The organism is Streptomyces sp. NPDC030021 (assembly GCF_055574035.1).
In genome coordinates this window covers 397,236-421,902 of sequence record NZ_JBVIAH010000003.1, presented here as the reverse complement: position 1 = coordinate 421,902, position 24,667 = coordinate 397,236, and the positions used below count along the sequence as shown (strand labels likewise).

22 protein-coding genes and 1 pseudogene are annotated in these 24,667 nt (G+C 70.6%); 8 read left to right on the top strand and 15 right to left on the bottom strand.

Translation table 11 applies throughout. The annotated features are described in order from the left end of the window. The first annotated feature begins 331 nt into the window (after positions 1–331). Positions 332–1,102: a cytochrome c biogenesis CcdA family protein gene (locus tag ACZ4YL_RS07965; RefSeq protein ID WP_468114839.1), complete on the top strand. Its 771-nt coding sequence runs from the start codon at positions 332–334 to the stop codon at positions 1,100–1,102. A gap of 156 nt (positions 1,103–1,258) precedes the next feature. On the opposite strand, the gene ACZ4YL_RS07960 is transcribed toward ACZ4YL_RS07965, so the two are convergent. The 4 genes from ACZ4YL_RS07960 to ACZ4YL_RS07945 all read right to left on the bottom strand — a co-directional run bounded on the left by ACZ4YL_RS07960 (position 1,259) and on the right by ACZ4YL_RS07945 (position 4,957). Further along, a complete protein-coding gene (locus ACZ4YL_RS07960) occupies positions 1,259–2,344 on the bottom strand; it encodes a branched-chain amino acid aminotransferase (RefSeq protein WP_468114612.1) in 1,086 nt (361 codons plus the stop codon). 223 nt (positions 2,345–2,567) lie between these two features. After that, on the bottom strand, positions 2,568–3,608 hold the full coding sequence (locus ACZ4YL_RS07955) for a 3-isopropylmalate dehydrogenase (protein WP_314244291.1): 1,041 nt from the start codon (positions 3,606–3,608) through the stop codon (positions 2,568–2,570). 90 nt (positions 3,609–3,698) lie between these two features. Further along, entirely contained in the window at positions 3,699–3,827 is a 129-nt protein-coding gene (locus tag ACZ4YL_RS07950; RefSeq protein ID WP_266379422.1) for a hypothetical protein, read from the bottom strand. Between the two features lie 260 nt (positions 3,828–4,087). After that, a complete protein-coding gene (locus ACZ4YL_RS07945) occupies positions 4,088–4,957 on the bottom strand; it encodes a LysR family transcriptional regulator (protein ID WP_468114610.1) in 870 nt (289 codons plus the stop codon). 101 nt (positions 4,958–5,058) lie between these two features. On the opposite strand from ACZ4YL_RS07945, the gene ACZ4YL_RS07940 reads away from it, so the two are divergent. Continuing rightward, positions 5,059–6,072 carry an NADP-dependent oxidoreductase gene (locus ACZ4YL_RS07940; protein WP_468114608.1) on the top strand — a complete coding sequence of 338 codons (1,014 nt, stop codon included), beginning with the start codon at positions 5,059–5,061 and terminating at the stop codon, positions 6,070–6,072. A gap of 119 nt (positions 6,073–6,191) precedes the next feature. Beyond that, the gene (locus ACZ4YL_RS07935; RefSeq protein WP_468114606.1) at positions 6,192–8,222 is read left to right on the top strand and encodes a phosphocholine-specific phospholipase C; all 2,031 of its coding nucleotides are present in this window, start codon (positions 6,192–6,194) and stop codon (positions 8,220–8,222) included. Positions 8,223–8,327: 105 nt separating this feature from the next. Here the strand turns inward: ACZ4YL_RS07935 and ACZ4YL_RS07930 are convergent, their stop codons facing one another. Continuing rightward, complete coding sequence (locus tag ACZ4YL_RS07930; protein ID WP_468114604.1) at positions 8,328–8,867, bottom strand: GNAT family N-acetyltransferase; 540 nt, start codon at positions 8,865–8,867, stop codon at positions 8,328–8,330. 465 nt (positions 8,868–9,332) lie between these two features. Here ACZ4YL_RS07930 and ACZ4YL_RS07925 point away from each other — a divergent pair, with 465 nt between their 5' ends. After that, positions 9,333–10,070, top strand: coding sequence for a nitroreductase family protein (locus tag ACZ4YL_RS07925; RefSeq protein ID WP_468114602.1), 738 nt, complete (start codon positions 9,333–9,335; stop codon positions 10,068–10,070). Here the strand turns inward: ACZ4YL_RS07925 and ACZ4YL_RS07920 are convergent. The 4 genes from ACZ4YL_RS07920 to ACZ4YL_RS07905 all read right to left on the bottom strand — a co-directional run bounded on the left by ACZ4YL_RS07920 (position 10,054) and on the right by ACZ4YL_RS07905 (position 14,003). Further along, positions 10,054–10,269 carry a hypothetical protein gene (locus tag ACZ4YL_RS07920; protein ID WP_390170485.1) on the bottom strand — a complete coding sequence of 72 codons (216 nt, stop codon included), beginning with the start codon at positions 10,267–10,269 and terminating at the stop codon, positions 10,054–10,056. The genes ACZ4YL_RS07925 and ACZ4YL_RS07920 overlap by 17 nt on opposite strands. After that, positions 10,269–11,162, bottom strand: coding sequence for a hypothetical protein (locus ACZ4YL_RS07915; RefSeq protein ID WP_468114600.1), 894 nt, complete (start codon positions 11,160–11,162; stop codon positions 10,269–10,271). Before ACZ4YL_RS07915 ends, ACZ4YL_RS07920 begins: the two co-directional genes overlap by 1 nt. 250 nt (positions 11,163–11,412) lie before the next feature. Continuing rightward, positions 11,413–13,044, bottom strand: coding sequence for an L-glutamate gamma-semialdehyde dehydrogenase (gene pruA, locus ACZ4YL_RS07910; protein ID WP_468114598.1), 1,632 nt, complete (start codon positions 13,042–13,044; stop codon positions 11,413–11,415). A 32-nt stretch (positions 13,045–13,076) separates the two neighbouring features. Beyond that, a complete protein-coding gene (locus tag ACZ4YL_RS07905; protein ID WP_351160025.1) occupies positions 13,077–14,003 on the bottom strand; it encodes a proline dehydrogenase family protein in 927 nt (308 codons plus the stop codon). Positions 14,004–14,163: 160 nt separating this feature from the next. On the opposite strand from ACZ4YL_RS07905, the gene ACZ4YL_RS07900 reads away from it, so the two are divergent. Further along, a complete protein-coding gene (locus tag ACZ4YL_RS07900) occupies positions 14,164–15,456 on the top strand; it encodes a PucR family transcriptional regulator (protein WP_468114596.1) in 1,293 nt (430 codons plus the stop codon). Between the two features lie 146 nt (positions 15,457–15,602). On the opposite strand, the gene ACZ4YL_RS07895 is transcribed toward ACZ4YL_RS07900, so the two are convergent. Next, complete coding sequence (locus tag ACZ4YL_RS07895; RefSeq protein WP_468114594.1) at positions 15,603–16,184, bottom strand: TetR/AcrR family transcriptional regulator; 582 nt, start codon at positions 16,182–16,184, stop codon at positions 15,603–15,605. 89 nt (positions 16,185–16,273) lie between these two features. Between ACZ4YL_RS07895 and ACZ4YL_RS07890 the strand changes: the two genes are divergently transcribed. From ACZ4YL_RS07890 to ACZ4YL_RS07880, 3 genes are all read left to right on the top strand, one after another. Continuing rightward, the gene (locus ACZ4YL_RS07890; protein WP_468114592.1) at positions 16,274–16,564 is read left to right on the top strand and encodes a hypothetical protein; all 291 of its coding nucleotides are present in this window, start codon (positions 16,274–16,276) and stop codon (positions 16,562–16,564) included. Beyond that, positions 16,561–17,109 (top strand): hypothetical protein, encoded by a 549-nt coding sequence (locus ACZ4YL_RS07885; protein WP_468114590.1) that lies wholly within the window; start codon positions 16,561–16,563, stop codon positions 17,107–17,109. Before ACZ4YL_RS07890 ends, ACZ4YL_RS07885 begins: the two co-directional genes overlap by 4 nt. Positions 17,110–17,503: 394 nt before the next feature. Beyond that, complete coding sequence (locus ACZ4YL_RS07880; RefSeq protein ID WP_468114588.1) at positions 17,504–17,722, top strand: hypothetical protein; 219 nt, start codon at positions 17,504–17,506, stop codon at positions 17,720–17,722. A 434-nt stretch (positions 17,723–18,156) separates the two neighbouring features. On the opposite strand, the gene serA is transcribed toward ACZ4YL_RS07880, so the two are convergent. From serA to ACZ4YL_RS07855, 5 genes and pseudogenes are all read right to left on the bottom strand, one after another. Continuing rightward, a complete protein-coding gene (gene serA, locus ACZ4YL_RS07875) occupies positions 18,157–19,746 on the bottom strand; it encodes a phosphoglycerate dehydrogenase (RefSeq protein ID WP_468114586.1) in 1,590 nt (529 codons plus the stop codon). Between the two features lie 318 nt (positions 19,747–20,064). Further along, positions 20,065–21,066 carry a ketol-acid reductoisomerase gene (ilvC, locus tag ACZ4YL_RS07870; protein ID WP_468114584.1) on the bottom strand — a complete coding sequence of 334 codons (1,002 nt, stop codon included), beginning with the start codon at positions 21,064–21,066 and terminating at the stop codon, positions 20,065–20,067. Between the two features lie 133 nt (positions 21,067–21,199). Next, positions 21,200–21,724, bottom strand: coding sequence for an acetolactate synthase small subunit (gene ilvN, locus ACZ4YL_RS07865; RefSeq protein ID WP_030010002.1), 525 nt, complete (start codon positions 21,722–21,724; stop codon positions 21,200–21,202). Between the two features lie 31 nt (positions 21,725–21,755). Then, the gene (locus ACZ4YL_RS07860; RefSeq protein WP_189742850.1) at positions 21,756–23,642 is read right to left on the bottom strand and encodes an acetolactate synthase large subunit; all 1,887 of its coding nucleotides are present in this window, start codon (positions 23,640–23,642) and stop codon (positions 21,756–21,758) included. Between the two features lie 204 nt (positions 23,643–23,846). Next, positions 23,847–24,545, bottom strand: a pseudogene (locus tag ACZ4YL_RS07855) (EAL domain-containing protein); the annotation flags it as partial. Between the last annotated feature and the right edge of the window lie 122 nt (positions 24,546–24,667).

Here is a 24,667-nt window from a genome sequence, read left to right as displayed (position 1 = left end):
TTCCTTTGCTCCCCCCCTCGACGAAACCCCCACCCCCCCCCCCCCCCCCCCCCCCCCCCCCCCCCCCCCCCCCCCCCCCCTTCCCCCCCCCGGGCCTGCGTACGTCAGGTATTTCCCGGTAGCCGTGTCGTGCCGGGACATATCCCTGCCGGTGAATGCCTGCCGATCTTCAATTCTTTCCCCATTACCGCGGGGCAGGCCCTTTTGACCGAAGGCCGGCCACCCGGCCGCGCACCCTCACCCTGACCTCGGCCGCACAGACGCTGCGTGCCACACTGGGGATCCCTACCGTCTGCGTACGTGCCTCGACCGGGCCGCGAACAAGGAGGCCCTGGTGGTCCTGGCATCGACTACGTCGGTGGTGACGAGCGGCACCCTGGTCGCCGCCGTGCCGGTGGCCCTCCTGGCCGGCGTCATCTCGTTCTTCTCGCCCTGCGTGCTGCCGCTCGTCCCGGGATACCTCGGCTACGTCACCGGTCTTTCCGCCTCCTCACTGAGCCCCGAGGCACGTGAGGAAAAGCGTGGCCGGATGCTTCTGGGCGCGCTCCTCTTCGTGCTCGGATTCTCGGCTCCATTTGTCACCCAGGGCGCCTTCTTCGGATTCTTCGGCCTCACCCTTTCCCCGTACAAGGACACGCTCGATGTAATTCTGGGGAGCCTTACGATCCTGTTCGGGCTCGCCTTCATGGGATTCCTCCCGGGTTTCACACAGCGCGACTTCCGGATCCACCGGAAGCCCGCAGCCGGACTGCTCGGCGCACCGGTTCTCGGCTTCACGTTCGGACTCGGCTGGTCGCCTTGCATGGGCCCGACCCTCGGAGCCGTGATGAGCCTGTCCATGGGGCAGGAGAGCGCGGGCCGGGGCGCACTCCTCATGTCCTTCTTCTGCCTGGGCCTGGGCGTTCCCTTCATCCTCGCGGCCGTCGCGTTCCGCCGGTCGATGAAGGCATTCGGCTGGGTCAAACAGCACTACGCGCTGGTGCTCAGGATCGGCGGAGGATTCCTCATCGCGGTCGGAGTACTCCTCGTCACCGGGCTGTGGAGCGACTTCGTCTACCAGCTGCAGATCTGGCTGCCCGCCTCCAACGCGGTCGGGATCTGAGCGGGGGCGACGTCTCTCGTGGGTGTCTGATCGGCCCTGTGCGCCCCTTCACGTGAAAGCGCCTCCGACGGGGCGGGAACGAGGATCTCGACGGTCCTCGTTCTCGCCGGTCGGAGGCGCTTCCCGGTTTCCTGGCCACCCGGGGGTCAGCCGGGACTAGCCCAGCGGGTGCATCCAGCCGTGGGTGTCGGCGCTGTGGCCGGTCTGGAGTTCCAGCAGCGCCTTGCGCAGGCGCATGGTGACCTGGCCCGGCTCGCCGTCGCCCTGGGTCCAGTTGGCGCGCTCGGACTTGACCGAGCCGACCGGGGTGATGACGGCGGCGGTGCCGCAGGCGAACACCTCGGTGAGGGTGCCGTTCTCGTTGTCGCGCTGCCAGTCCTCGGTGGTCAGGCGGCCCTCCTCGGCGGTGTAGCCGAGGTCGCGGGCGATGGTGAGGAGGGAGTCGCGGGTGATGCCGGGAAGGAGCGATCCGGTGAGCTCCGGGGTGACGATGCGGTCGCCGTACACGAAGTACAGGTTCATCCCGCCCATCTCCTCGATCCAGCGGTGCTCGACGGCGTCGAGCCAGACCACCTGGTCGCAGCCGTGCGAGGCAGCCTGGGCCTGCGCGACCAGCGAGGCCGCGTAGTTGCCGCCGGTCTTCGCGGCACCGGTGCCGCCCTTGACCGCGCGGACGTAGTCCTCGGAGAGCCAGACGGAGACGGGCTTGACGCCACCGGGGAAGTACGCGCCGGCGGGCGAGGCGATGACGATGAAGAGGAACTCGTTCGCCGGGCGGACACCGAGGCCGACCTCGGAGGCGAACATGAAGGGGCGCAGGTAGAGGGAGGCCTCGCCGGAGTCCGGCACCCAGGCGCGGTCCTGCTTGATCAGCGAGTCGCAGGCCTCGATGAACAGCTCGACCGGCAGCTCCGGCATCGCCATGCGGCGGGCGGAGGCCTGGAAGCGGGCGGCGTTGGCCTCGGGGCGGAACGTGGCCACGGTGCCGTCGGGCTGCCGGTAGGCCTTGAGCCCCTCGAAGATCGTCTGCGCGTAGTGCAGGGTCATGTTCGCCGGGTCGATCGAGAGCGGCGCGTACGGGACCAGCTCGGCATCGTGCCAGCCGCGACCCTCGGTCCACTTGATCGTCACCATGTGGTCGGTGAAGTGGCGGCCGAAGCCGGGGCTGGCCAGGATCGCCTCGCGCTCCGCATCGGACAGCGGGTTCGAGGAGGGCTTGAGCTCGATCGTGGGCGTCGTCATGAGTGCTTGTCCTTCACCGGTTGTGTATGGCGGACCGCGCTCACGGCGTACTAGGACGTCCGAGCTTCCCCGCATTCCGCGGCCTCGCGTTCGATTATCGCGCGCGGGCAGGCTTCGGAGAAGCGGGGAGCGGCCCAGGGGAGATGGTGGCACCCGGGGCCGCGCAGGAGAAGCCGCCGGGTCCCATTGTGCCCCGGCGGCTTCCTGAGGTGGAGCTGCCGGGTCAGCCGGCTACGCGGGCGGCGAGGGCGTCGCCGATCACGTCGGTGGAGCGGAAGGTTCCGTCGCGCTCCGCCAGGTCGGCGGAGACCGCGTCCTCGATGCGGACGGCCTGGGCCTCGTAACCCAGGTGGCGCAGCAGGAGGGCGACGGAGAGGATCGTCGCGGTCGGGTCGGCCTTGCCGGTGCCGGCGATGTCCGGGGCCGAGCCGTGGACGGGCTCGAACATGGACGGGAAGGCGCCGGTCGGGTTGATGTTCCCGGAGGCGGCGAGGCCGATCCCGCCGGTCACGGCGGCGGCCAGGTCGGTGAGGATGTCACCGAAGAGGTTGTCCGTGACGATGACGTCGAAGCGCTCGGGCTGGGTGACGAAGAAGATCGTCGCGGCGTCGACGTGCAGGTAGTCGGTGGTGACCTCGGGGTACTCCTGGCCGACCTTGTCGAAGATGTTCTTCCACATGTGGCCCGCGTACACGAGGACGTTGTTCTTGTGGACCAGCGTCAGCTTCTTGCGGGGGCGGGCGTTCGCCCGCTCGTACGCGTCACGGACGACGCGCTCGACGCCGTACGCGGTGTTGATGCTGACCTCGGTGGCCACCTCGGCGGGGGTGCCGGTGCGCAGGCTGCCGCCGTTGCCGGTGTACGGACCCTCGGTGCCCTCGCGGACCACGACGAAGTCGATCTCCGGGCGGCCGGCGAGCGGGGTGGCCGTGTTCGGGAACAGCTTCGACGGGCGCAGGTTGATGAAGTGGTCGAAGGCGAAGCGGAGCTTCAGCAGCAGACCGCGCTCCAGCACGCCGGACGGGACCGAGGGGTCGCCGATGGCGCCGAGCAGGATCGCGTCGTGGTGCTTGAGGGCTTCGAGCTCCGCTTCCGGGAGGGTCTCACCGGTGCGGTGCCAGCGCTGGGCGCCGAGATCGTATTGCTTGGTCTCCAGCTTCACATCCTGGGGCAGGACCGCGGTAAGGACCTTGAGTCCCTGAGCCACGACTTCCTGGCCGATGCCATCACCGGGGATCACTGCGAGATTGATGCTGGTCGACATGACGGAACCGTACTCCGTGTCCCAGCCCTCAGACATTCTGCGTCCACCATGTGGACCTATGTGAACGCAGAACGTCTCGGGCGGCGCAGGTCAGTGGCCGGTCGATCCGCCGTTGTCGCGGCGGTCGAGGGCGCGCTGGAGAGCGGCGGCGGCGTTCTTGCGGTCGTCGGCCGAGGCGGAGGTGTGGCGGACGCGGCGGGTGGCGGTGGAAGCGGTCATGGTGATCGACTCCTTGAGATCACGGCGTGGCGGGGCCACGGATGAGGGGTTCCTTCAAGGCGCCGGAAGAGGCGGGGAGCGGTGCGCCGCAGGGGTTGCCTGCCAGGGGCGCGCGCTCTCGACCGCCATTCGCCTGATCGGCGAGACGTTCGGCTTCTACAAAGCTAGGCCAGGTCCCGTTGTATGTCTCGGCAATTACTCGGGCTTCCTACTATCTGAGACGCGCGGCCCCCCGGAAAGCCCCGTCCGGAGGGTTCGTTTCAGCCCTTCTCGGAACGAAGTTCCCTGATCAGAGCCCTCACGGCGAGAGTTGAGGCCGATTCCGCCGTAGTGACGTATCCCACCTGTCTCACCGGCCCCCCAGGGCCCAGATCGGTGATGTCCACCGCCTCGGTCGCCTCCCTCAGGGACAGCTCGGGCATGATCGCCATACCGAGCCCGCGGCCGACCATGGTCAGCACCATCGCGTCGTCCTCCGCCTTGACCGTCGCCCGCGGGATCCACTCCTGGGCCCGCCACCAGGAGCGGGTGTAGGAGCCGCAGTTCTCGTCCCAGTCCATCAGCGGCAGGCCCTTCGGGTCCGGGTGCCCGGCCGGGTGGACCAGCCGGTACGCCTCCTGCGCCAGCACCCCGGTCAGCAGGCCGGGAGTCACGTCCTGCGAGCCGCCCAGCGTGGCGATGCCCAGGTCGGCGCGGCCCGCCACCACTTCCCCGGCCGCGCCGGCGCCGATCTCGCGCACCACGCGGACCTCGGGGCGGATGCCCGGGTGCCGGGCCGTCAGCCGCTCCAGCGCGGGCGGCAGCAGGTGCAGGGCCGCACTGCGGAACGCGGCGATCCGCAGTACCCCCTCCACCGCGCCGCGGCCCGCGCCCCGGGCCTCCGCGCCGAGGACCTCGTACATCCGCAGGATCCGGCGGGCGAGGGCGACGGCCCGCTCCCCCGCCGGGGTGGGGGTGGCCCCGGCGCGGCCGCGCTCGAAGAGCACCGCGCCGACCTTGGCCTCGCTGCCGCGCACCGAGTGGGAGACGGCCGACTGGGTGAGGCCGAGCGCGGCCGCGGCGGCGGAGAAGCCTCCGCTGTCGCAGACGGCGGCCAGGATCCTCAGCTCCTGGGGCAGCAGGTCGGTCACGGGGGCCCTCACCTCGTTCTATGAGCAGCATTCATGGATCTGCGGGTTCCATGAACGCAACCCCCTGCCCGGGCCGGCCATTCCTTCCTAGCGTCGGGCCCATGACCACGAACACCGCTTACGCCGTCCACCAGATCGCCCGCCCCACCGGCTTCCCCACCGCCGGGGACTTCACCTACGCCGCTTCCCCGGTCCCGGAGCCGACGCCCGGCACCGCGCTCGTCGAGAACCTCCTGCTCTCGGTGGACCCGTACCACCGGGGGTTGATGGACGGCGGCGAGGGCGGCTTCGAGCTGAACACCCCGCTGGAGGGCCGCTCGGTGGGCCGGGTGCTCGCCTCCCGCGACCCGGGGCTGCGCGAGGGCGACCTGGTCTTCCACCGCGCGGGCTGGCGGACCCACGCCCTGGTCACCCTCGGCGTGGACGGGACGCGCAAGCTGCGGGGCCACGACGGCATCCCGCCGGAGGCCTACCTCTCCATCCTGGGCGGCACCGGCCTGACCGCGTACGCGGCCCTCACCCGGACGGCGGCCCTGCGGAGCGGCGAGGACCTCTTCGTCTCCGCCGCCGCGGGCGGGGTCGGCACGGCCACCGGCCACATCGCCCGGCTGCTGGGCGCCCGGCGGATCATCGGCAGCGCGGGCTCGGCGGCCAAGGTCCGCCACCTCACCGGCGTACTCGGCTTCGACGCGGCCTTCGACTACCACGACGGGCCGGTCGGCGAGCAGCTCGCGCAGGCCGCCCCGGACGGTATCGACGTCTACGTGGACAACGTCGGCGGGGACCACCTGGAGGGGGCGATCGACGCGCTGCGCGAGTACGGGCGGGTCGCCTGGGTGGGCGCGATCTCGATGTACAACGGGGACCGCTCGCCGGCCGCGCCCCGCAACCTCTTCGAGGTCGTACACAAGTCCCTTCGCCTGGAAGGGGTATTGGTTCGCAATCACACCAATCTGCAGGACGAGTTGGAGGACTTCCTGGTCCCTCATCTGCGCAGCGGCCGGATCGGTACCGACACCACCGTTGTCCAGGGCTTTGACCGGACGGTGGAGGCCTTCCTGGGCATGCTGCGCGGGGATAACCTGGGCAAGATGCTGGTCCGGATCGACGGCTGATTCCAGCCACCTTTATGTTCACCGTTTTCTTACCGCACGGATGTAGACCTTTGATCCGGGCGCCGCCACTCTTGCCGTCGATGTGCCGCCGGGGCACTTGAGTTGGAGGCGAGAAGCCAGTGACACCGATCAGCCGCAGAGGTTTCGTGGGAATCGGCGCCGGGCTCGTGGCGGGCGCCACCCTGCCCGTGGTCACACCGACGACAGCGGCCGCGGCCGCCGCGACCGGCACCATCACCGATGTGAAGCACGTGGTGATCCTGATGCAGGAGAACCGCAGCTTCGACCACTACTTCGGCAGGCTGAAGGGCGTCCGCGGGTTCGGCGACCGCGCCGCCGGCAACATCCCGGGCGGCTGGGGCATGTTCAACCAGCCCAACTGGGGCGGCCGCCAGTACCCGTGGAGGCTGTCCGCCACCCCGCCGGCGGGCGGCGCGGACGGCGAGACCCTGGCCCAGTGCACCGGCGACCTCCCGCACAGCTGGACCTCGCAGCACGCCGCCTGGAACAAGGGCCGGATGGACAACTGGGTCACCGGCGTCGGCAATGTCCGCACCCTCGGCCACCTGGACCGCGGGGACATCCCCTTCCACTACGGCCTCGCCGACAACTACACGGTCTGCGACGCGTACTTCTGCTCCGCCCTCAGCGCGACCGGCCCGAACCGCACCTTCCTGTGGAGCGGCAAGATCGATGCCACCAGCAAGGACGGCGGCGACGAGTCCGGGCTGACCTGGGAGACGTACGCGGAGGCCCTGCAGCGCGCCGGGATGTCCTGGAAGGTCTACCAGAACGCCCAGGACAACTACGGCGACAACGGTCTCGCCTACTTCAAGAACTTCACCGACGCGGCCCCCGGAAGCCCGCTGTGGGACCGGGGCATGGGCTCGGTCCCCAAGGTCACCGGCTCCACCCCGGACGACATCGCGGCCGCGATACGCGCCGACGTCCTGGCGGGCACCCTCCCCCAGGTGTCCTGGGTCGTGGCCAACGAGGCCTTCTCGGAGCACCCCTACGCCCCTCCCGGCGACGGCGCCCACTTCGTGGACCTGGTCTACCGCGCCCTCGCCGCCGACCCCGAGGTCTTCGACTCCACGGTCCTCTTCCTCAACTACGACGAGAACGACGGGTTCTTCGACCACGTCCCGCCGCCGGTCGCCCCTCCCGGCACCCCCGGCGAGTACCTCGACGGCCTCCCGATCGGCCTCGGCTTCCGCGTCCCGATGATCGTGATGTCCCCCTGGACCCGCGGTGGCTGGGTGAGCTCGGAGGTCTTCGACCACACCTCGGTGCTGCGGTTCATGGAGAAGTGGACGGCCGCCCTCGGCACCCCCGCCACCTGTCCGAACATCAGCGCCTGGCGCCGCAAGGTGGTCGGCGACCTGACCGGCGTCTTCGACTTCGCGCACCCGGTCTACGGGGTCCCCGCGGGCCTCCCCTCCACCGCCAAGGTGATCGGCCAGGCGACCTGCGCCCCGCTCCCCAACCCGGCGCCGCAGAACAACGCCCTCCCGGCGCAGGAGCCCGGCACCCGCCCGGCGCGGGCCCTCCCGTACCAGGTGAACGGCAACCTGGACCGCTTCGAGTTCGGGCCGGCCGGCCAGATCACGGCCTGGTTCTCGATGGCCAACCAGGGCGCCGAGGCGAAGCGGGCGGCGCACTTCTCGATCCATCCGCACCAGCACCGGGACACGACGGCCTGGCAGTACACCGTCGACCCGGGCGGCACCGGCAGCGACTACTTCCACATCGGCCTCGGCAACGGCTCCGGCAAGTACGACATCTCGATGCACGGGCCGAACCGCTTCCTGCGCCGCTTCATCGGCGACGCGTCGAAGCCGGGCAAGGACATCGAGGTGGCGGCCCGCTTCGCCATCGAGCCGGGCACCGGCAAGCAGGCGGTCTACTTCAAGATGAAGAACTCCTCGGGCTCCCCCGTCACCTTCACGATCCGCGCGAACGCCTACCGCACGGACGGCCCGTGGACCTACACGGTCCCGGCGAACTCCTCGCGCGAGGACTTCTTCAACGCCGTCGCCTACAGCAAGGGCTGGTACGACTTCACGATCCTGGCCGACTCCGACGGCACCTGGTCGCGCCGCTACACGGGCCACGTCGAAACGGGCGCGCCCAGCATCTCGGGCTCGTAGCGCCCCGGGCGCGCCCGGAAGACGACCGAGACACCCCTGGTGCTGTGGCCGGGAAGGTTCACCGGGTCACGACGCCCGGCACGGCAAACCTTCCCGGCCACAGCGCTAGAGCACGTCCCCGTCCCGCCAGTCGAAGTCGAGCCGCCCGGCCGGGTCCAGCCGGATCCCGCCGGGCGGCGCCCACACGTACGTGGACCCCTCCTCCTCGGGGAGCCTGACCGGCCCCTCCGGCGAGAGGGCTCCCACCCGGCCCGGCCACACCGTCCAGCCGCGGCCGAGGTAGAGCGCGGCCCCTTCCTCCGACGCCGACAACGCGCCCAGCACGTAGGCCCCTGCCACGACCTGCTCCAGCCGCGCCATGACCTGCCCGCCGAGGCCGCGGCGCCGCGCGCCGGCCCGTACGGCCACGGCCTCGACGTACCCGGTGCGCAGGGCACGCCCCTGGTGCACGACCCGCCGCATGACCACGCTGCCGTGCGCGACGAGGTCCCCGCCCGCGTCCCGGACCAGCGCGTGCATCCCGCCGAGGGCGTGCTCGAAGTCCTCGTCGGCGAAGTCGCCGTCGAAGGCCCCGTCGAGCAGGACCCGGATCTCGCGGAGCTCCGCACCGGTCAGCTCCGCGGTGTGCCGTACGAGGTTCTCCATCGGGCGACCGTATCAACGCGCACCGGCGGCCCGGGGCGGCCGCGAAAGGCCGGAAACAGCCGAGGGGTTCGAAACCCGGAGCGCTCCGGGCCCGGGCCGTCCATGGCACCCGTGGCCGTGCCCGGGCGGGCGCGCACCCGGCCCGCGTGGCGGGAGCGGGCCCAGTGGTCCACCTCGGCCGCGCCGGCGCCGCCCAGTCCGCCGAAGGTACGCATGGTGGGCGGGGGCGGGGTGGTCCACCCGCGCCCGGCGCTTGCGGACGGCCGCCGGAGCGGGGGCCTCGGCACTGCGCGCCGTCACCGCCGGGTCCACCGGCCCCAGGTCACCTCGCTGGAGGAGGGCGTTCCGCAGGAGGAATCGACCGGTGATCACCGTCTCTTAAATCGCCCGAATACCTGCATACCGGGCGGGAGGGCCTCGTACGGCCCTGGCGGCGGGCCGCGCGGCGGCGTGAAGATCTGCTCCATGTCGCCTGAGACCACACCTGAGACCGCCTCCGGGACCGCTCCTGAGACCAGGCAGTGGACGCCCACCCACGGTGATCCGTACCGCCCGGCCGCCTACCGCCCCGAACGGATGCCGCAGCCGGAATCCCTCGCGCGTGCCGCCGAGTTGCGGGCCCGGATGGACGAGCGGCGGACCGTACGCCACTTCTCCCCCGACCCGGTGCCCGAGCAGGTGGTCCGGGACGCCATCGCCTGCGCCGCGACCGCCCCCTCCGGCGCTCACCAGCAGCCGTGGACCTTCGTCCTGGTCAAGGACCCGGCCGTCCGGCAGCAGATCCGCGCGGCCGCCGAGCAGGAGGAACAGCTGTCCTACGACGGCCGGCTGGGCGACGAATGGCTCGCCGCCCTGCGTCCCATCGGCACGGACGCCGTGAAGACCCACCTCACGGAAGCCCCGGCGCTGATCGTGGTCTTCCAGCAGCGCTACTGGCTCGGCCCGGACGGCACCAAGCGCAAGCACTACTACGTCGACGAGTCGGTCGGCATCGCGGTCGGCATGCTCCTGTCCGCCCTCCACCTGTCCGGCCTGGCGGCGCTGATCCACACCCCCAGCCCCATGCGCTTCCTCAGCCACGTCCTGGACCGCCCGGAGAACGAGAAGGCCTTCGCCGTCGTCCCGGTGGGCTACCCGGCGGACGACTGCGAGGTCCCGGACCTCCTGCGCAAGTCCCTGGACCAGGTCATCGTGGAGGTGTGACGGCCTCCCCGGCGGGCGGCTCCGGGGCGGGCCCGGACTGCCCGCCGCCCAGCGCTTCCGCGAGCCGCATCCCGATCCGCACCCGGTCCTCGGACGTACCGGCGTCCATGGCGGCCCGCACCTGCCGCAGGATCAGCCAGTCCCGCACCACCTTGGCGACCCCGAGCACGGCCGCCGTCACGATCGCCGCGGTCAGCATCAGTGAGCCCTCCGCGCCGTGGCGTACGACGCGTGACAGGGCCCGCGCCGCAGAGTGACGAAGGCTCCGCCCATCGCGATCTCACCGGGGAACCACGGTCGGTCCCGCAGCCGCTCGGCGATCCGGTCCGGCCGCTCCGCCAGACCACTGCGCCGCAGCCGCCGTTCGAGTTCGTCCCGTTCCACGCCGCAGCACCACTCGACGACCACGTCTCCGCCGCCGTGGGTGTAGACGTTCGCCGATCCGTGCACGGCCCCAGCAGCGACCAGTAGTCCTGGGCGCCGCAGCAGCCTGCTGTTCAGCCAGTCCTGCGCCAAGACCGATCCGGGATCGCCCCCTGCGCCGGTGCGCCCCCTGAGCCCCGCCGCCTCGACAGGGTGCAGGCGATGACGGTTGCGCCGCCACAGTTGCGTCAGCCCGTCACCGTGCTCCGGCAGCAGCGGGCGCCAGCCCGGGTAGGGGTGCACCAGCGCCACCGTTGCCCGTCCCTGCAGCTGATTCAGCGCCCAGCTGCCGCCCATCGGGACGATGCGCAGCCCCGGCACCCCGCGCAGTCCGCCATAGTGCTCGTCGATGCGCGGCAGCACCGTGGACAGGACCCGGTCAGCCATCGCCGGATGCAGGACGAGTGCCAGACCGGCGCGGGTCGGCCGGGCGGAGGTGAAGCCCAACAGGGCACCGTCACGGCGCTCGTGTTCCCGGAGCCCGTCGGCGAGCTCGGCCACCAGAAGCGATTCGAGAGCGCGCTGCGCCTCGTCCTCGGGCTCCGGGACCGGTTGGCGGCGGGTGATCAGGCCGGCTTCGGCCCAGCCGAGGCAGGTGCGGTGCGGCAGGCCGGTGGCCTCACGGCAGATGGTCGCCACGCGGTGGCGGTTGTCGGTGCGCCTGGACATACGTCTCCCCGGGCGTCGTCCCGGCACGGACGCGTAGAGGTCTCGTATCTCCTGGCAAACCCCCCACCCCGTACGGGAACTCGTCAGAGCCCTCGGCTCCCTCGGGAAGCCGGGCCCGAGTCCTGGAGCGTGTCGCCGTACACGACAACTGCAGTCAGATTACCAGGACTTGCCGGAGGGGGAAATGGATACCGCCCCCGCTCCGGACTTGGGGGTGCCGGAGCGGGGGCGGGGTCACTGGGGGCCGGGATCAGCCCATGTGGGGGTACGCGTAGTCGGTCGGCGCGACCAGCGTCTCCTTGATCGAGCGGGTGGAGGTCCAGCGCATCAGGTTCGACGCGGCGCCCGCCTTGTCGTTCGTACCCGAGGCGCGGCCACCGCCGAAGGGCTGCTGGCCGACGACGGCGCCGGTGGACTTGTCGTTGATGTAGAAGTTGCCCGCCGCGAAGCGGAGCTTCTCCATCGCGTCCGCGGCCGCGTACCGGTCCGCCGCGATGATCGAGCCGGTCAGCGCGTACGCCGAGACGGACTCCATCTGCGCCAGCATCGCGTCGAAGTCGGCGTCCTCGTAGACGTGGACCGCCAGGATCGGGCCGAAGTACTCGGTCGTGAAGACCTCGTTCTCCGGGTCGGTGCACGCGATGACGGTCGGGCGGACGAAGTAGCCCTCCGAGTCGTCGTAGGTGCCACCGGCGATGATCTCGCAGGTCGGGTCGGCGATCGCACGGTCGATCGCGGCCTTGTTCTTCGCGAAGGAACGCTCGTCGATGACGGCGCCGATGAAGTTGGTCAGGTCGCGGACGTCACCCATGGTGATGCCGTCGACCTCGGCCGCGAAGGCCTCCTTGAAGCCGTCGTTCCAGATCGAGGCCGGGACGTAGGCGCGCGAGGACGCCGAGCACTTCTGGCCCTGGAACTCGAAGGAACCGCGGGTCAGGGCGGTCTTCAGGACGGCGCGGTCCGCGGACGGGTGCGCGACGACGAAGTCCTTGCCACCGGTCTCGCCGACCAGGCGCGGGTAGGACTTGTACTTCTCGATGTTGTTGCCGACCGTCTTCCACAGGTACTGGAAGGTCTTGGTCGAGCCGGTGAAGTGGATGCCGGCCAGCTCGGGGTGGTTCAGGGCCACCTCCGACACCGCGATGCCGTCGCCGGTGACCAGGTTGATGACGCCCTTGGGCAGGCCGGCCTCCTCCAGGAGCTCCATGAGGAGGATCGCGGAGTGGGTCTGCGTCGGGGACGGCTTCCACAGGACCACGTTGCCCATGAGGGCGGGGGCGGTCGGCAGGTTGCCCGCGATGGCCGTGAAGTTGAACGGCGTGATCGCGTAGACGAAGCCTTCGAGCGGGCGGTGGTCGCTGCGGTTCCACACGCCTGCGGAGTTCGCGACCGGCTGCTCGGCCAGGATCTGGCGGGCGAAGTGGACGTTGAAACGCCAGAAGTCGACGAGCTCGCACGGGGTGTCGATCTCGGCCTGCTGCGCGGTCTTCGACTGGCCCAGCATGGTGGAGGCGGCGAGCTTCTCGCGCCACGGGCCGGACAGCAGCTCGGCGGCGCGCAGGATGATCGCGGCGCGGTCGTCGAAGGACATCGAGCGCCAGGCCGGGGCGGCGGCGAGGGCGGCGTCGATGGCCTCCTGCGCGTCGGCCTCGGTGGCGTTGGCGTAGGTGCCGAGCACCGACTTGTGGTCGTGCGGCTGGACCACGTCGAAGCGCTCGCCGCCGCCCATCCGCTTGACGCCGTTGATCGTCATCGGAAGGTCGATCGGGTTCTCGGACAGCTGCTTGAGCTGCGCTTCGAGCCGCGTGCGCTCCGGGGTGCCCGGGGCGTACGAGTGGACCGGCTCGTTGACCGGCGCGGGGACCTGGGTCACAGCATCCATGGGGCTGGTAACTCCTTGAGCTAGTGGGGTGCCTAGTTCTTGGTGATCATCGAGCGGACGAAGAAGAGCAGGTTGGCCGGCTTCTCCGCGAGGCGGCGCATGAAGTAGCCGTACCAGTCCGTCCCGTACGCGGTGTAGACGCGCATCCGGTGGCCCTCGGCGGCGAGCCGCAGGTGCTCCTCGCTGCGGATGCCGTACAGCATCTGGAACTCGTACTCGTCCAGCTTGCGCCCGGCCTTGCGCGCGAGCTCCTGGCCGATGGCGATGAGGCGCGGGTCGTGGGACCCGATCATCGGGTAGCCCTCGCCGTCCATGAGGATCTTCAGGATCCGGACGTACGCCTTGTCGATCTCCGCCTTGTCCAGGTACGCGACCTCGGCGGGCTCCTTGTAGGCGCCCTTCACGATGCGGACGCGGCTGCCGGCGGCGGCCAGGCGGCGGGCGTCGGCCTCCGTGCGGAAGAGGTACGCCTGGATCACGCAGCCGGTCTGCGGGAAGTCCCGGCGCAGCTCCTCGTGGATGGCGAACATCGAGTCGAGGGTGGTGTGGTCCTCGGCGTCGAGCGTCACGGTGGTACCGATGGCGGCCGCGGCCTCGACGACCGGGCGGACGTTGGCGAGCGCCAGCTCGTGTCCGCCCTCCAGGGCCTGGCCGAACATCGACAGCTTGACGGACATCTCGGCCTTCTCGCCGAGACCGAGCTCCGCGAGGCGCTCGATGAGCTGGAGGTAGGCGTCCCGGGCCGCGTAGGACTGCTCGACCGCGGTGATGTCCTCGCCGACGACGTCGAGGGTGACCTCGAGGCCGTTGCGCGTGAGCTCCTCGACGATCGGGATGACCTGATCGACGGTCTCGCCGGGGATGAACCGATTCACCACGGGCTTGGTCACCGGGGCGGCGGAGACGATACGACGCATCTTGTCGCTGCGCGAAGCGGCGAGGATCACGGGACCCAGCACGGGGGCACCTCCAGCGGGTGGCAGAAGAAAAGCGCAAGTAAAACCACCGTGAAACCTAAGGATCGCTTTGATCCTCTGCCATCGACAGCTGTCACGCATCCGTGTCCCGGATCTCATACATCTGTCTGAAGGGTCCGCGCCGGGGTGGGAGAATGTCCGCGTGAAGGGCGATTACCAGGACCTGGTGGACGAGATCTCCGCGCTGCTCGGCGCCCCGGCGACCCTGGAGAACCGGGACTTCCGGCTGATCGCCTTCGGCGCCCACGACAGCGATGACGATCTCGCGATGGACCCGGTACGGACCCGCTCGATCCTGACGCGGCAGTCGACGGCGGCCGTCCGGTCCTGGTTCGAGGGCTTCGGCATCGCCCGCGCCACCGGCCCGGTCCGGATCCCGGCGGCGCCCGACGCCGGGGTGTTCCGTGGGCGGATCTGCCTGCCGGTGCGGTACCGGGGCATCGTGCAGGGCTACGTATGGCTGCTGGACCAGGAGCCCGGCAAGCCCGGGCCCGGGCCGGCGGCGCTGGACGCGGCCATGGAGGTGGCCCAGCGCATCGGGGTGCTGCTCGCCGAGGAGGCGAAGGCCGGGGCCGACCTGTCGCGGGAGTTTCTGGCGGTGCTCACGGCCGGCCGGGGCTGGCAGCAGGACATGGCGGTGGCCGCACTGCGGGTCGCCCTCGGCCCGGGCGGGGACGGGCTGCACGCGGCGGTCTGCGTGGCGCCGTGGCCCGGGGAGGCTCCGGCGTCGGTACCGGGCGCGGCGGCGGTGTGCGTCGTACCGCGGCGGGGCGGGGGCGAGCCGGGCGGCGGCGCCGGGCCCGGTGCGGCAGCGGGGGCGGGGCCGGAGCCGGGGCCGGGGCCCGCGGGCGAACCGGCTCTGGCGGTACTGCTCCGGCTGCGCTCGACGGACGCGCTGGCTCCGGCCCTGGCGGCGGTGGCCCGGCTGCTGCCACGCGCGGCGGAGGCGACGGGTACGGGCGGCAAGGGCGGCGCGGCCGGGGGCGCCGGGGCCACGAGCACCGCTGCGGCCCCCGGGCACCGGGTGACCGCCGGCGTCGCCGACCCCGTACGGGGCCTCGCGGACCTGCCCGCCGCCTGGGAGCAGGCCGTCGCGGCCGCCCGGGCGGCGGCGGCCCAGCCCCGCTTCGGCCCGGTCGCCCAGTGGTCGGGGATCGGCCCGTACCGGCTGCTGGCGGCGCTCGCCGCCGATCCGGTGGACGACCCCGCGGCCCGCACCCTGCTGACCCCGGCCCACCGCGAACTCGCCCGCACCGCCGAGGTCTTCCTGGACTGCGCGGGCCAGGCGGGCCGGGCGGCGGCGGCCCTGGGCATCCACCGCCAGACCCTCTACTACCGCCTGGCCCGGGTGGAGCAGCTGACCGGCCTCGACCTGGACGAGGGCGAGGACCGTCTGCTGCTCCACATGGCCCTCAAGGCCTCCCGCCTGACCTAGGCCGGGCTCGGACGTCCTCGCGTCGACGACGATCCGGCACGACCGTGCCGACGCCCTCCAGGACGTCCACGGCCACACCGCCGTCACAGCCTCCGTGACCCGCCGTCACACCGGGCCCCCGGGCGCGGCGGTGGTTCCGGCTCCGGTCAACCCTCCTGTGGGCGGGGCATCGCCTCGGCGGCCCGGCGCATGCCCTCGGTGAACTCCTCGGCGGTTGCGGCCGACTCCGGGTCGAAGAGCCACTGGATCATCAGACCGTTCAGCAGGGCCTGGTAGAAACCGCCCAGCGTGCGTACGTCCCGCTCGTCGAGCTGGCCCTCCGGGGTCCCCGTGAGCATCGAGATCAGCCCCCGGCGCCCCTCGGCCTGCGAGGCCGCGAGCATGGACCTCAACTCCGGCCGCTGGTCCCGGCCGAGCGCCACCTCCAGGCTGGCCGCCCAGATCGGCCCCGACTTCTCGTGCTGCGCCAACACCCCTTCCCACACGGCGCGGAAGCGCTCCAGCGATCCGTCCTCGCCGTCGAGTCCGTCCTGGAATACCGCTCCCCACTCCTCCATCAGGCCGATGAAGGCCTGGGTGAGGAGAGCGTCCTTCGAGCCGTAGTGGTAGCCGATGGAGGCCAGGTTGGTCCCCGAGGCGCTGACGATGTCGCGCGCGGTCGTGCGCACGAACCCCTTCTCGACCAGGCACTTCTTGGCGCCTTCGAGCAGATCTTCGCGATGTCCCATGGCCACACCGTAGCAAGACAATCGTCCCAGACAACAGTTCCATACAGTCGTCATAGACAAGCGTTTAAGACGTATTTATATTCCTGCTCATGACGAACCCCGCCGCCACAGCGCGACTCGCCGGCCGCCGCGAATGGACCGCCTTCACCGTCCTCCTGCTGCCGCTGCAGGGCCGCGGATTCGGCGCGGGCATCGGCCTGAACACCATCGCCGCCTTCGCCATGATGGGCTCGGCCCACTTCACCACCCAGTACCTGCAGTCCGTGCTCGGCATGGGCCCCTGGAAGCCGCCCTGTGGAGCCTCGCCCCCTCGCTCGTCATCGGCGCCGCGGCCCCGGTCGGCGCGGCCCTGGCCCAGCAGCTGGACCGGGCCTACGTGATCGCCGGCGGGTTCGTCCTCGCCGCCGCCGGGTTCGCCCTGATCGGCCTGGTCGGGACCGACTCCCTGTGGCTGCTGCTGATCGGCGCCGGGGTACTGGCCTCGGGCATCATCACCGTGATGTCCCTGGTGTCCGACATGGCGCTGGCCTCGGCCCCCGCCGAGAAGGCCGGTTCCGCCGCCTCCCTGCTGGCGACCGGCCAGGAGTTCGGCGGCGCCCTGGGCATGGCGGTCCTCGGCAGCCTGGGCACCGCGGTCTACCGCAGCGACCCGGCGGACTCCGAGCCCGCCGTACGGGAGACCCTGGGCAGGGCCGCCGCCACCGCCCACCACATCGGCGGGCCGGCCGGGGAGCAGGTGCTGGCCCTGGCCCGGGAGGCCTTCGTCCACGGAATGCAGTACGCGGCCTGGGGCAGTACGGCGCTGCTGCTCGGGGCGGCCGCGCTCGCCGCGGCTCTGATGCACGGGATCGAAGCACCCGCCCCGCCCGCGGCGGAGCCCGCGACGGATACCGAAGACCGCGCCCACGAGGCGACGTACCACTGAACCGGCCGCCGCGGCACGCGGCCGGCGGAACGAGGAAGGGCCCGGGGATTCGCCTATGAGCTGGGCCTTCGCCGTGGAGCGGGTGACGGGAATCGAACCCGCGCTCTGAGCTTGGGAATCACCGGGCCGACACGGAGGGGGTTGACGCTGACCAGCGCAAACGGCCGCTGGTGATTAATCGCGAGGCGTCGCGCTTGACTGCTCTTGACTGCCGGGATCCGCTCTTTCTGGCACGGATGTGGCACGGGCTTCCATCCGCTCTGACGGGTCGCGTCACCGACCCCGCACCCGACAACACTGTCACCCGAATGGCCCAACACGGCGTGCCACCCACATGGATGAAGATCAAGCTGGCTAGTGCCCCAACCGAGGCAATCTGTGAAAGGCGAACCAAATGCGCATTCGACGAATCCTCGCCGCAGTCTTCGCCACGGCAGCCCTCGCCGGACTCGGCCTCACAGGCGCCGCCACCGCCGCCACCGCCACCGCCACCGCCACCGCCGGCAGCGTCACCCCGGGTGAGTGCACGGACAACGGCGGAACGATCGATCGGTCGACGCCCGTGCTCCCGACCTGCAGGGGCGGTATGTACGACGGGCAGACGGTCGACTAAACCCCACTAGGGCCCGTTGCGAAAGTGGATCGTCGCCCCGCAGCCACGCGTTGCGGGGCGACTCCCTCGCGAGCGTTCTCCCTCGGCTGACGGCTCAACGTACCTAGGAGGCGTGACGATCGCACACGGGCCAGATGAGGTCGGCGGGAGCGGCTTTGGGGTGGAGCTGCCACGGGGCGAGAGATAGGGGCCCGTACGCTGGTCGCGAATCGGGCAGTCTCTAGGGCAGCAGCCTGTCCGGCCACACCCGGGACCACCTCGACGCAGTCGCTGCCGAACTCAACAGCCGCCCACGCAAGACGCTCGGCTGGGAAACCCCAGCCGAGCGCCTGTCTAAACTGCTCGCCACCACACGTCGGTGATCACGTGTTGCAACGACCCCTGGAATTCGCCTATCCCCCGGGCCCTTCCTTCACGTCGTCACCCTGGCGGGCTCAGGCGAGGCTGACCGTGCGCGCGGAGACGGCGCCGATCTCGGTGGCGATGTCCGCGAGGACGTCTGCCGGAACCGGGGCGTCGACGGTGAGGACGGCGAGCGCCTCACCGTGCTCCTCGGCCCGGGCGACCTGCATGCCCGCGATGTTCAGACCGCCCTCGCCGAGGACGCGGCCGACGGCGCCGACCACGCCGGGGCGGTCGGTGTAGCGCAGCACGACCATGTGGTCGGCGAGCGCCAGGTCCACGTCGTACTCGCCGACGCCGACGATCTTCTGAAGGTGCTTCGGGCCCGCGAGCGTGCCGGAGACCGAGACCTCCTGGCCGTCCGACAGGGTGCCGCGAACGGTCACCACGTTGCGGTGGTCCGGGGACTCCGAGCTGGTGGTCAGCCGGACCTCGACACCGCGCTCCTGCGCGAACAGCGGGGCGTTGACGTAGGAGACCGTCTCGTCGACGACGTCCTCGAAGACACCCTTGAGGGCGGAGAGTTCCAGCACCTTGACGTCGTGCTGGGTGATCTCGCCGCAGACCTCGACATCGAGGCGGACCGCGACCTCGCCCGCGAGGGCGGTGAAGATGCGGCCGAGCTTCTCGGCGAGCGGCAGACCGGGACGCACGTCCTCGGCGATGACACCGCCCTGGACGTTGACCGCGTCCGGCACGAGCTCACCGGCGAGCGCGAGGCGCACCGACTTGGCGACCGAGACACCGGCCTTCTCCTGGGCCTCGTCCGTGGACGCGCCGAGGTGCGGGGTGCAGACGACCTGGTCGAGCTCGAACAGCGGGGAGTCCGTGCAGGGCTCCTTCGCGTACACGTCGAGGCCGGCGCCGGCGACGCGGCCCTCCTTGATGGCCGTGTACAGCGCGGCCTCGTCGACGATCCCGCCGCGGGCGGCGTTGACGATGCGGACCGACGGCTTCACCTTGTGCAGGGCCTCGTCCCCGATGAGACCGAGGGTCTCGGGGGTCTTGGGCAGGTGCACGGTGATGAAGTCGGCGACCTCCAGGAGCTCGTCCAGCGCCAGCATCTTGACGCCCATCTGGGCGGCACGCGCGGGCTGTACGTAGGGGTCGTACGCGACGATCTTCATGCCGAAGGCCGACATGCGCTGGGCGACCAGCACGCCGATGCGGCCGAGGCCGACGACGCCGAGGGTCTTCTCGCTGAGCTCGACACCCGTGTACTTGTTCCGCTTCCACTCGCCGTTCTTCAGGGCGGTGTTGGCCTGCGGAATGTTGCGGGCGGTGGCGACGAGCAGGCCGCAGGCGAGCTCGGCCGCGGTCACGATGTTCGAGGTCGGCGCGTTGACGACCATCACGCCCGCCTTGGTGGCGGCGGAGACGTCCACGTTGTCCAGACCGACACCGGCGCGCGCGACGACCCGCAGCTTCTTGGCCACGGCGATGGCCTCGGCGTCGACCTTGGTGGCGGAGCGGACGAGGATCGCGTCGACGTCGACGATCGCGGGCAGCAGCTCGGCGCGGTCCGCGCCGTTGCAGTGCCGGATCTCGAAGTCCGGGCCCAGCGCCTCGACGGTGGCGGGCGACAGCTCTTCGGCGATGAGTACGACAGGTTTCGAGCTCACGTGGGTCCTCACAAGTCCAGTGCGGACGGCCGTCCCGACGGCCGCAGGCGGTGGAGGGGGTAGCCGCGTGGAAGACGCACGACACTGTGGGCCTGACGCGTATGTGTTGAGCAGTGTAGTGGCGCTGACGGGCCGGATTTCCGCCTGTACGGAAGGATCACCCGTCCGTGGTTGGCCGGGGTGGACAAGCCGCGCCCGTGAGGGCCGGTTTCCCGGCACCCCGAATCCCCTGCACCCCGTCCGTCCGGACGGCCGGGGTCCTGCGCCGATGCACGGCGGAGCCGGGACTTCACGTGTCCCGGCCCCGCCGCCACGAGATCAGCTCTCGTCGCTGTCGACCCAGCTCATCAGCTTGCGCAGCTTCTTGCCGGTGGTCTCCAGCAGGTGCTCCTCGTCGGACTTCTTGTACTCGTTGTACTTCGGCAGACCGGCCTTGTACTCGGCCATCCAGGTGTTGGCGAACTCGCCGCTCTGGATCTCCGCGAGGACCTTCTTCATCTCGGCCTTGGTGGCGTCGGTGATGATGCGGGGGCCGGTGATGTAGTCGCCCCACTCGGCGGTCTCGGAGACCGACCAGCGCATCTTCTCCAGGCCGCCCTCGTACATGAGGTCCACGATGAGCTTCAGCTCGTGCAGGCACTCGAAGTACGCGATCTCCGGCTGGTAGCCGGCCTCGGTCAGGGTCTCGAAACCGGCCTTGACCAGGGCGGAGGCGCCACCGCAGAGGACGGCCTGCTCACCGAACAGGTCGGTCTCGGTCTCCTCGGTGAAGGTGGTCTTGATGACGCCGGCGCGGGTGCCGCCGATGCCGGCCGCGTACGAGAGCGCGAGCGCGAAAGCGGAACCGGTGAAGTCCTGCTCGACGGCGGCGATGCACGGAACGCCGCGGCCTTCCTCGTACTGACGGCGGACCAGGTGGCCCGGGCCCTTGGGGGCGACGAGGGCGACGTCCACGTTGGCCGGGGGCTTGATGAAGCCGTAGCGGACGTTGAAGCCGTGGCCGAAGAAGAGCGCGTCGCCCTCCTGGAGGTGCTCCTTGATGGACTCCTCGTAGATCTCGGCCTGCAGCGGGTCCGGGGTGAGGATCATGATGACGTTCGCCCAGGCGGCGGCCTCGGCCACGGGGACGACCTTCAGACCCTGCTCCTCGGCCTTGGCCTTGGACTTCGAGCCCTCCTTCAGACCGACGACGACGTCGACGCCGGAGTCACGGAGCGACAGCGCGTGGGCGTGGCCCTGGCTGCCGTAACCGATGACCGCGACCTTGCGGCCCTGGATGATGGACAGGTCGGCGTCGTTCTCGTAGAACAGCTCGGCCACTGGGATATCTCCTTGGTGCGCTGGTGTTGCTCCCACCGTACGGCGGGGAACGGAATCTGAGTTTCTCGGTCTCGCTATGCGAGCTGGGCGTGTCCGACCCGGCTCACGTGTCCGCCGGGCCGGGCCGGGCGGGTCAGGCGCTGCGGTCGAGCGCGCGCAGACTGCGGTCCGTGATGGACCGTCCGCCACGCCCTATGGCGATCGTGCCGGACTGGACGAGCTCCTTGATGCCGAAGGGCTCCAACATCTTGAGCATCGCGCCGAGCTTGTCGGAGCCGCCGGTGGCCTCGATGGTGACGGCCTCCGGGGAGACGTCGACCGTCTTGGCGCGGAACAGCTGGACGATCTCGACGATCTGCGAACGGGTCTCGTTGTCGGCGCGGACCTTCACCAGGACGAGCTCGCGCTCGATGGCGTTGTGGGACTCCAGCTCGACGATCTTGAGCACGTTGACCAGCTTGTTCAGCTGCTTGGTCACCTGCTCCAGCGGGAGGTCCTCGACGTTGACGACGATGGTGATGCGGGAGATGTCGGGGTGCTCGGTGACGCCGACCGCGAGGGAATCGATGTTGAACCCGCGGCGGGAGAACAGGGCGGCGATCCGGGCGAGGATGCCGGGCGTGTTCTCGACCAGGACGGAGAGCGTGTGCTTGGACATGTGGGGCGTTCTCTCTCTCGGCTCTCTCGGCTCAGTCGTCTTCGTTGTCGCCGAAGTCGGGACGGACGCCCCGGGCTGCCATGACCTCGTCGTTGGAGGTGCCGGCGGCGACCATCGGCCACACCATGGCGTCCTCGTGGACGATGAAGTCGATCACGACGGTACGGTCGTTGATCGCGTTGGCCTCGGCGATGACCTTGTCCAGGTCGGCCGGGTCCTCGCAGCGCAGCGCCACGCAGCCCATGGCCTCCGACAGCTTGACGAAGTCCGGGACGCGCGTGCCCTTGCGGGGGGCGATGGACTCGCCGAGCTGGGAGCCGACCGTGTCGTGACCGGTCTCGTCGGCGTGCAGAACGGTGTTGGAGTACCGCTGGTTGTAGAACAGGGTCTGCCACTGGCGGACCATGCCCAGCGCGCCGTTGTTGATGATCGCGACCTTGATCGGGATGTTGTTCAGGGCGCAGGTGACGAGTTCCTGATTGGTCATCTGGAAGCAGCCGTCGCCGTCGATCGCCCAGACCGTGCGCTCGGGCATGCCGACCTTGGCGCCCATCGCGGCCGGGACCGCGTAGCCCATGGTTCCGGCGCCGCCGGAGTTCAGCCAGGTACGGGGCTCCTCGTACTTGACGAAGTGCGAGGCCCACATCTGGTGCTGGCCGACGCCGGCCGCGAAGATCGTGCTCTTCGGTGCGAGCGCGCCGATCCGCTCGATGACCTGCTGCGGGGAGAGGCTGCCGTCGGCGGGCAGGTCGTAGCCCAGCGGGTAGGTGTCGCGCCAGCGGTTGAGGTCGTTCCACCAGGCGGTGTAGTCGCCCGCGTTGCCCTCGGTGTGCTCGGCCTGGACGGCCTGGATCAGGTCGGCGATGACCTCGCGGGCGTCTCCGACGATCGGGACGTCGACCGCACGGTTCTTGCCGATCTCGGCGGGGTCGATGTCCGCGTGGATGATCTTGGCGAAGGGGGCGAAGCTGTCCAGCTTGCCGGTGACGCGGTCGTCGAAGCGGGTGCCGAGGGCGATCAGCAGGTCCGACTTCTGCAGCGCGGTGACTCCGGTGACGGAGCCGTGCATGCCCGGCATGCCGACGTGCAGCGGGTGGCTGTCGGGGAAGGAGCCCAGCGCCATCAGGGTGGTGCAGACGGGGACGCCGGTCAGCTCGGCGAGGACCTTCAGCTCGGCGGTCGCGCCGGACTTCATGACGCCGCCGCCGACGTACAGGACCGGGCGCTTGGCCTGGCAGATGAGCTTGGCGGCCTCGCGGATCTGCTTGGCGTGCGGCTTGGTGACCGGCCGGTAACCGGGGAGGTCCTGGGTGGGCGGCCACGAGAAGGTGGTCTTCGCCTGCAGGGCGTCCTTGGCGATGTCGACCAGGACCGGGCCCGGACGGCCGGTGGCCGCGATGTGGAACGCCTCGGCGATCGTCCGCGGGATGTCCTCGGCCTTGGTGACCAGGAAGTTGTGCTTGGTGATCGGCATCGTGATGCCGACGATGTCCGCCTCCTGGAAGGCGTCGGTGCCGATCGCCTTGGAGGAGACCTGACCGGTGATCGCGACGAGCGGGACGGAGTCCATGTGCGCGTCGGCGATCGGGGTGACGAGGTTGGTGGCGCCCGGGCCGGACGTGGCCATACACACGCCGACCTTGCCGGTGGCCTGGGCGTAGCCGGTGGCGGCGTGGCCGGCCCCCTGCTCGTGGCGGACCAGGATGTGACGGACCTTCTTCGAGTCCATCATCGGGTCGTACGCGGGGAGGATGGCGCCGCCCGGAATACCGAAGACGGTGTCGCACCCCACCTCTTCGAGAGAGCGGATGAGGGACTGCGCACCCGTGACGTGCTCAACTGCGGCGGACTGCTGTCCGCCGGAACGGGGCCGCGGCTGCGGATGGTGGGCCCCGGTGGCCTGCTCGGTCATCGGCATTCTCTTCTCGAAGCTGAGGGTTTTACGCGGATTCGACTCTGTGCCAGTGCAACAAAAAACCCCTCGTGCCAGGAGGCAAGCGAGGGGAGCGCGTCGGGGGTGTTGAGCGGGGACATGCAGGTCCCAGCTTCAGCCGACGCGCTTTCCAAGTACGAGAATTCGGGTGCGCATGGCATTGACCCTCCCTCTGGCGGGAGGGTGATGTCAAGTAGGTGGGACGGGCGTCTCATTATGTGAGCCTCTGCGGATGGCCATCGAGCCCCCGGGGGAACCGCCGGCCAGTGCTGGTTGGGCCGCTCCGCCCGGTACTGGGAACGTACCGCGCACCAGCGCACGGCGCAGCCTGTACTCGTCGAGCGGGCCGGAAAAAGCCATTCCCTGGCCGTGCGTGCACCCCATCGCGCGCAGCGCCAGGACCTGCTCGGGCAGGTCCACCCCGTCCGCCACCGACCGCATGCCCAGGTCGTTTGCGATCCGCAAGAGACCGGCGGTGATCTTGTGCAGCCGGGCGGACTCGACCACTCCCTCCACCAGGCCGCGGTCCAGCTTGAGCATGTCCACGGGGAGGCGGCGCAGGGCGCTGATGGCCGCGTAGCCGCTGCCGAAGCCGTCCAGGGAGATACCCACCCCGAGCCGGTGCAGGGCGGTCAGGCGGCGCTCCAGGTCGTCGAAAGGCACTCGGGGGTCGGATACGGCGAGCTCCAGCACGAGGGCCCCGGACGGCAGCCCGTGCCGGGTCAGCAGGGCCTCCACGGAGCCGAGCGGCATGGACCGGTCCAGGAGCCGCTGGGCGGTCATCCGCACGGCCACGGGTACGTCGTGCCCGGCCCGGTGCCGGTCGGCGGCCTGCTCCACGGCCTCCTCCAGCAGCCATCGGCCCAGCTCGGCGGTGCGCGAGGCGTCGTGGGGGGGGGGGGAGGGGGGGGGGGGGGAGGGAACCCCCCCCCCCCCCTGGCCTCCGGGGCCACGGGAAACCACACAGGGGGGGGGGAGAGCCCCCCGGGAAGAAGCGGAAAGAACAGGGC

Coding starts and splice junctions, on each gene's coding strand:
- ACZ4YL_RS07960 (WP_468114612.1), bottom strand. CDS start 2,344: ATGACGACGCCCACGATCGAGCTCAAGCCCTCCTCGAACCCGCTGTCC.
- ACZ4YL_RS07955 (WP_314244291.1), bottom strand. CDS start 3,608: ATGTCGACCAGCATCAATCTCGCAGTGATCCCCGGTGATGGCATCGGC.
- ACZ4YL_RS07950 (WP_266379422.1), bottom strand. CDS start 3,827: ATGACCGCTTCCACCGCCACCCGCCGCGTCCGCCACACCTCCGCCTCG.
- ACZ4YL_RS07940 (WP_468114608.1), top strand. CDS start 5,059: ATGACCACGAACACCGCTTACGCCGTCCACCAGATCGCCCGCCCCACC.
- ACZ4YL_RS07930 (WP_468114604.1), bottom strand. CDS start 8,867: ATGGAGAACCTCGTACGGCACACCGCGGAGCTGACCGGTGCGGAGCTC.
- ACZ4YL_RS07925 (WP_468114602.1), top strand. CDS start 9,333: ATGTCGCCTGAGACCACACCTGAGACCGCCTCCGGGACCGCTCCTGAG.
- ACZ4YL_RS07920 (WP_390170485.1), bottom strand. CDS start 10,269: ATGCTGACCGCGGCGATCGTGACGGCGGCCGTGCTCGGGGTCGCCAAG.
- ACZ4YL_RS07915 (WP_468114600.1), bottom strand. CDS start 11,162: ATGTCCAGGCGCACCGACAACCGCCACCGCGTGGCGACCATCTGCCGT.
- pruA (WP_468114598.1), bottom strand. CDS start 13,044: ATGGATGCTGTGACCCAGGTCCCCGCGCCGGTCAACGAGCCGGTCCAC.
- ACZ4YL_RS07895 (WP_468114594.1), bottom strand. CDS start 16,184: ATGGGACATCGCGAAGATCTGCTCGAAGGCGCCAAGAAGTGCCTGGTC.
- ACZ4YL_RS07890 (WP_468114592.1), top strand. CDS start 16,274: ATGACGAACCCCGCCGCCACAGCGCGACTCGCCGGCCGCCGCGAATGG.
- ACZ4YL_RS07880 (WP_468114588.1), top strand. CDS start 17,504: ATGCGCATTCGACGAATCCTCGCCGCAGTCTTCGCCACGGCAGCCCTC.
- ilvN (WP_030010002.1), bottom strand. CDS start 21,724: ATGTCCAAGCACACGCTCTCCGTCCTGGTCGAGAACACGCCCGGCATC.
- ACZ4YL_RS07860 (WP_189742850.1), bottom strand. CDS start 23,642: ATGCCGATGACCGAGCAGGCCACCGGGGCCCACCATCCGCAGCCGCGG.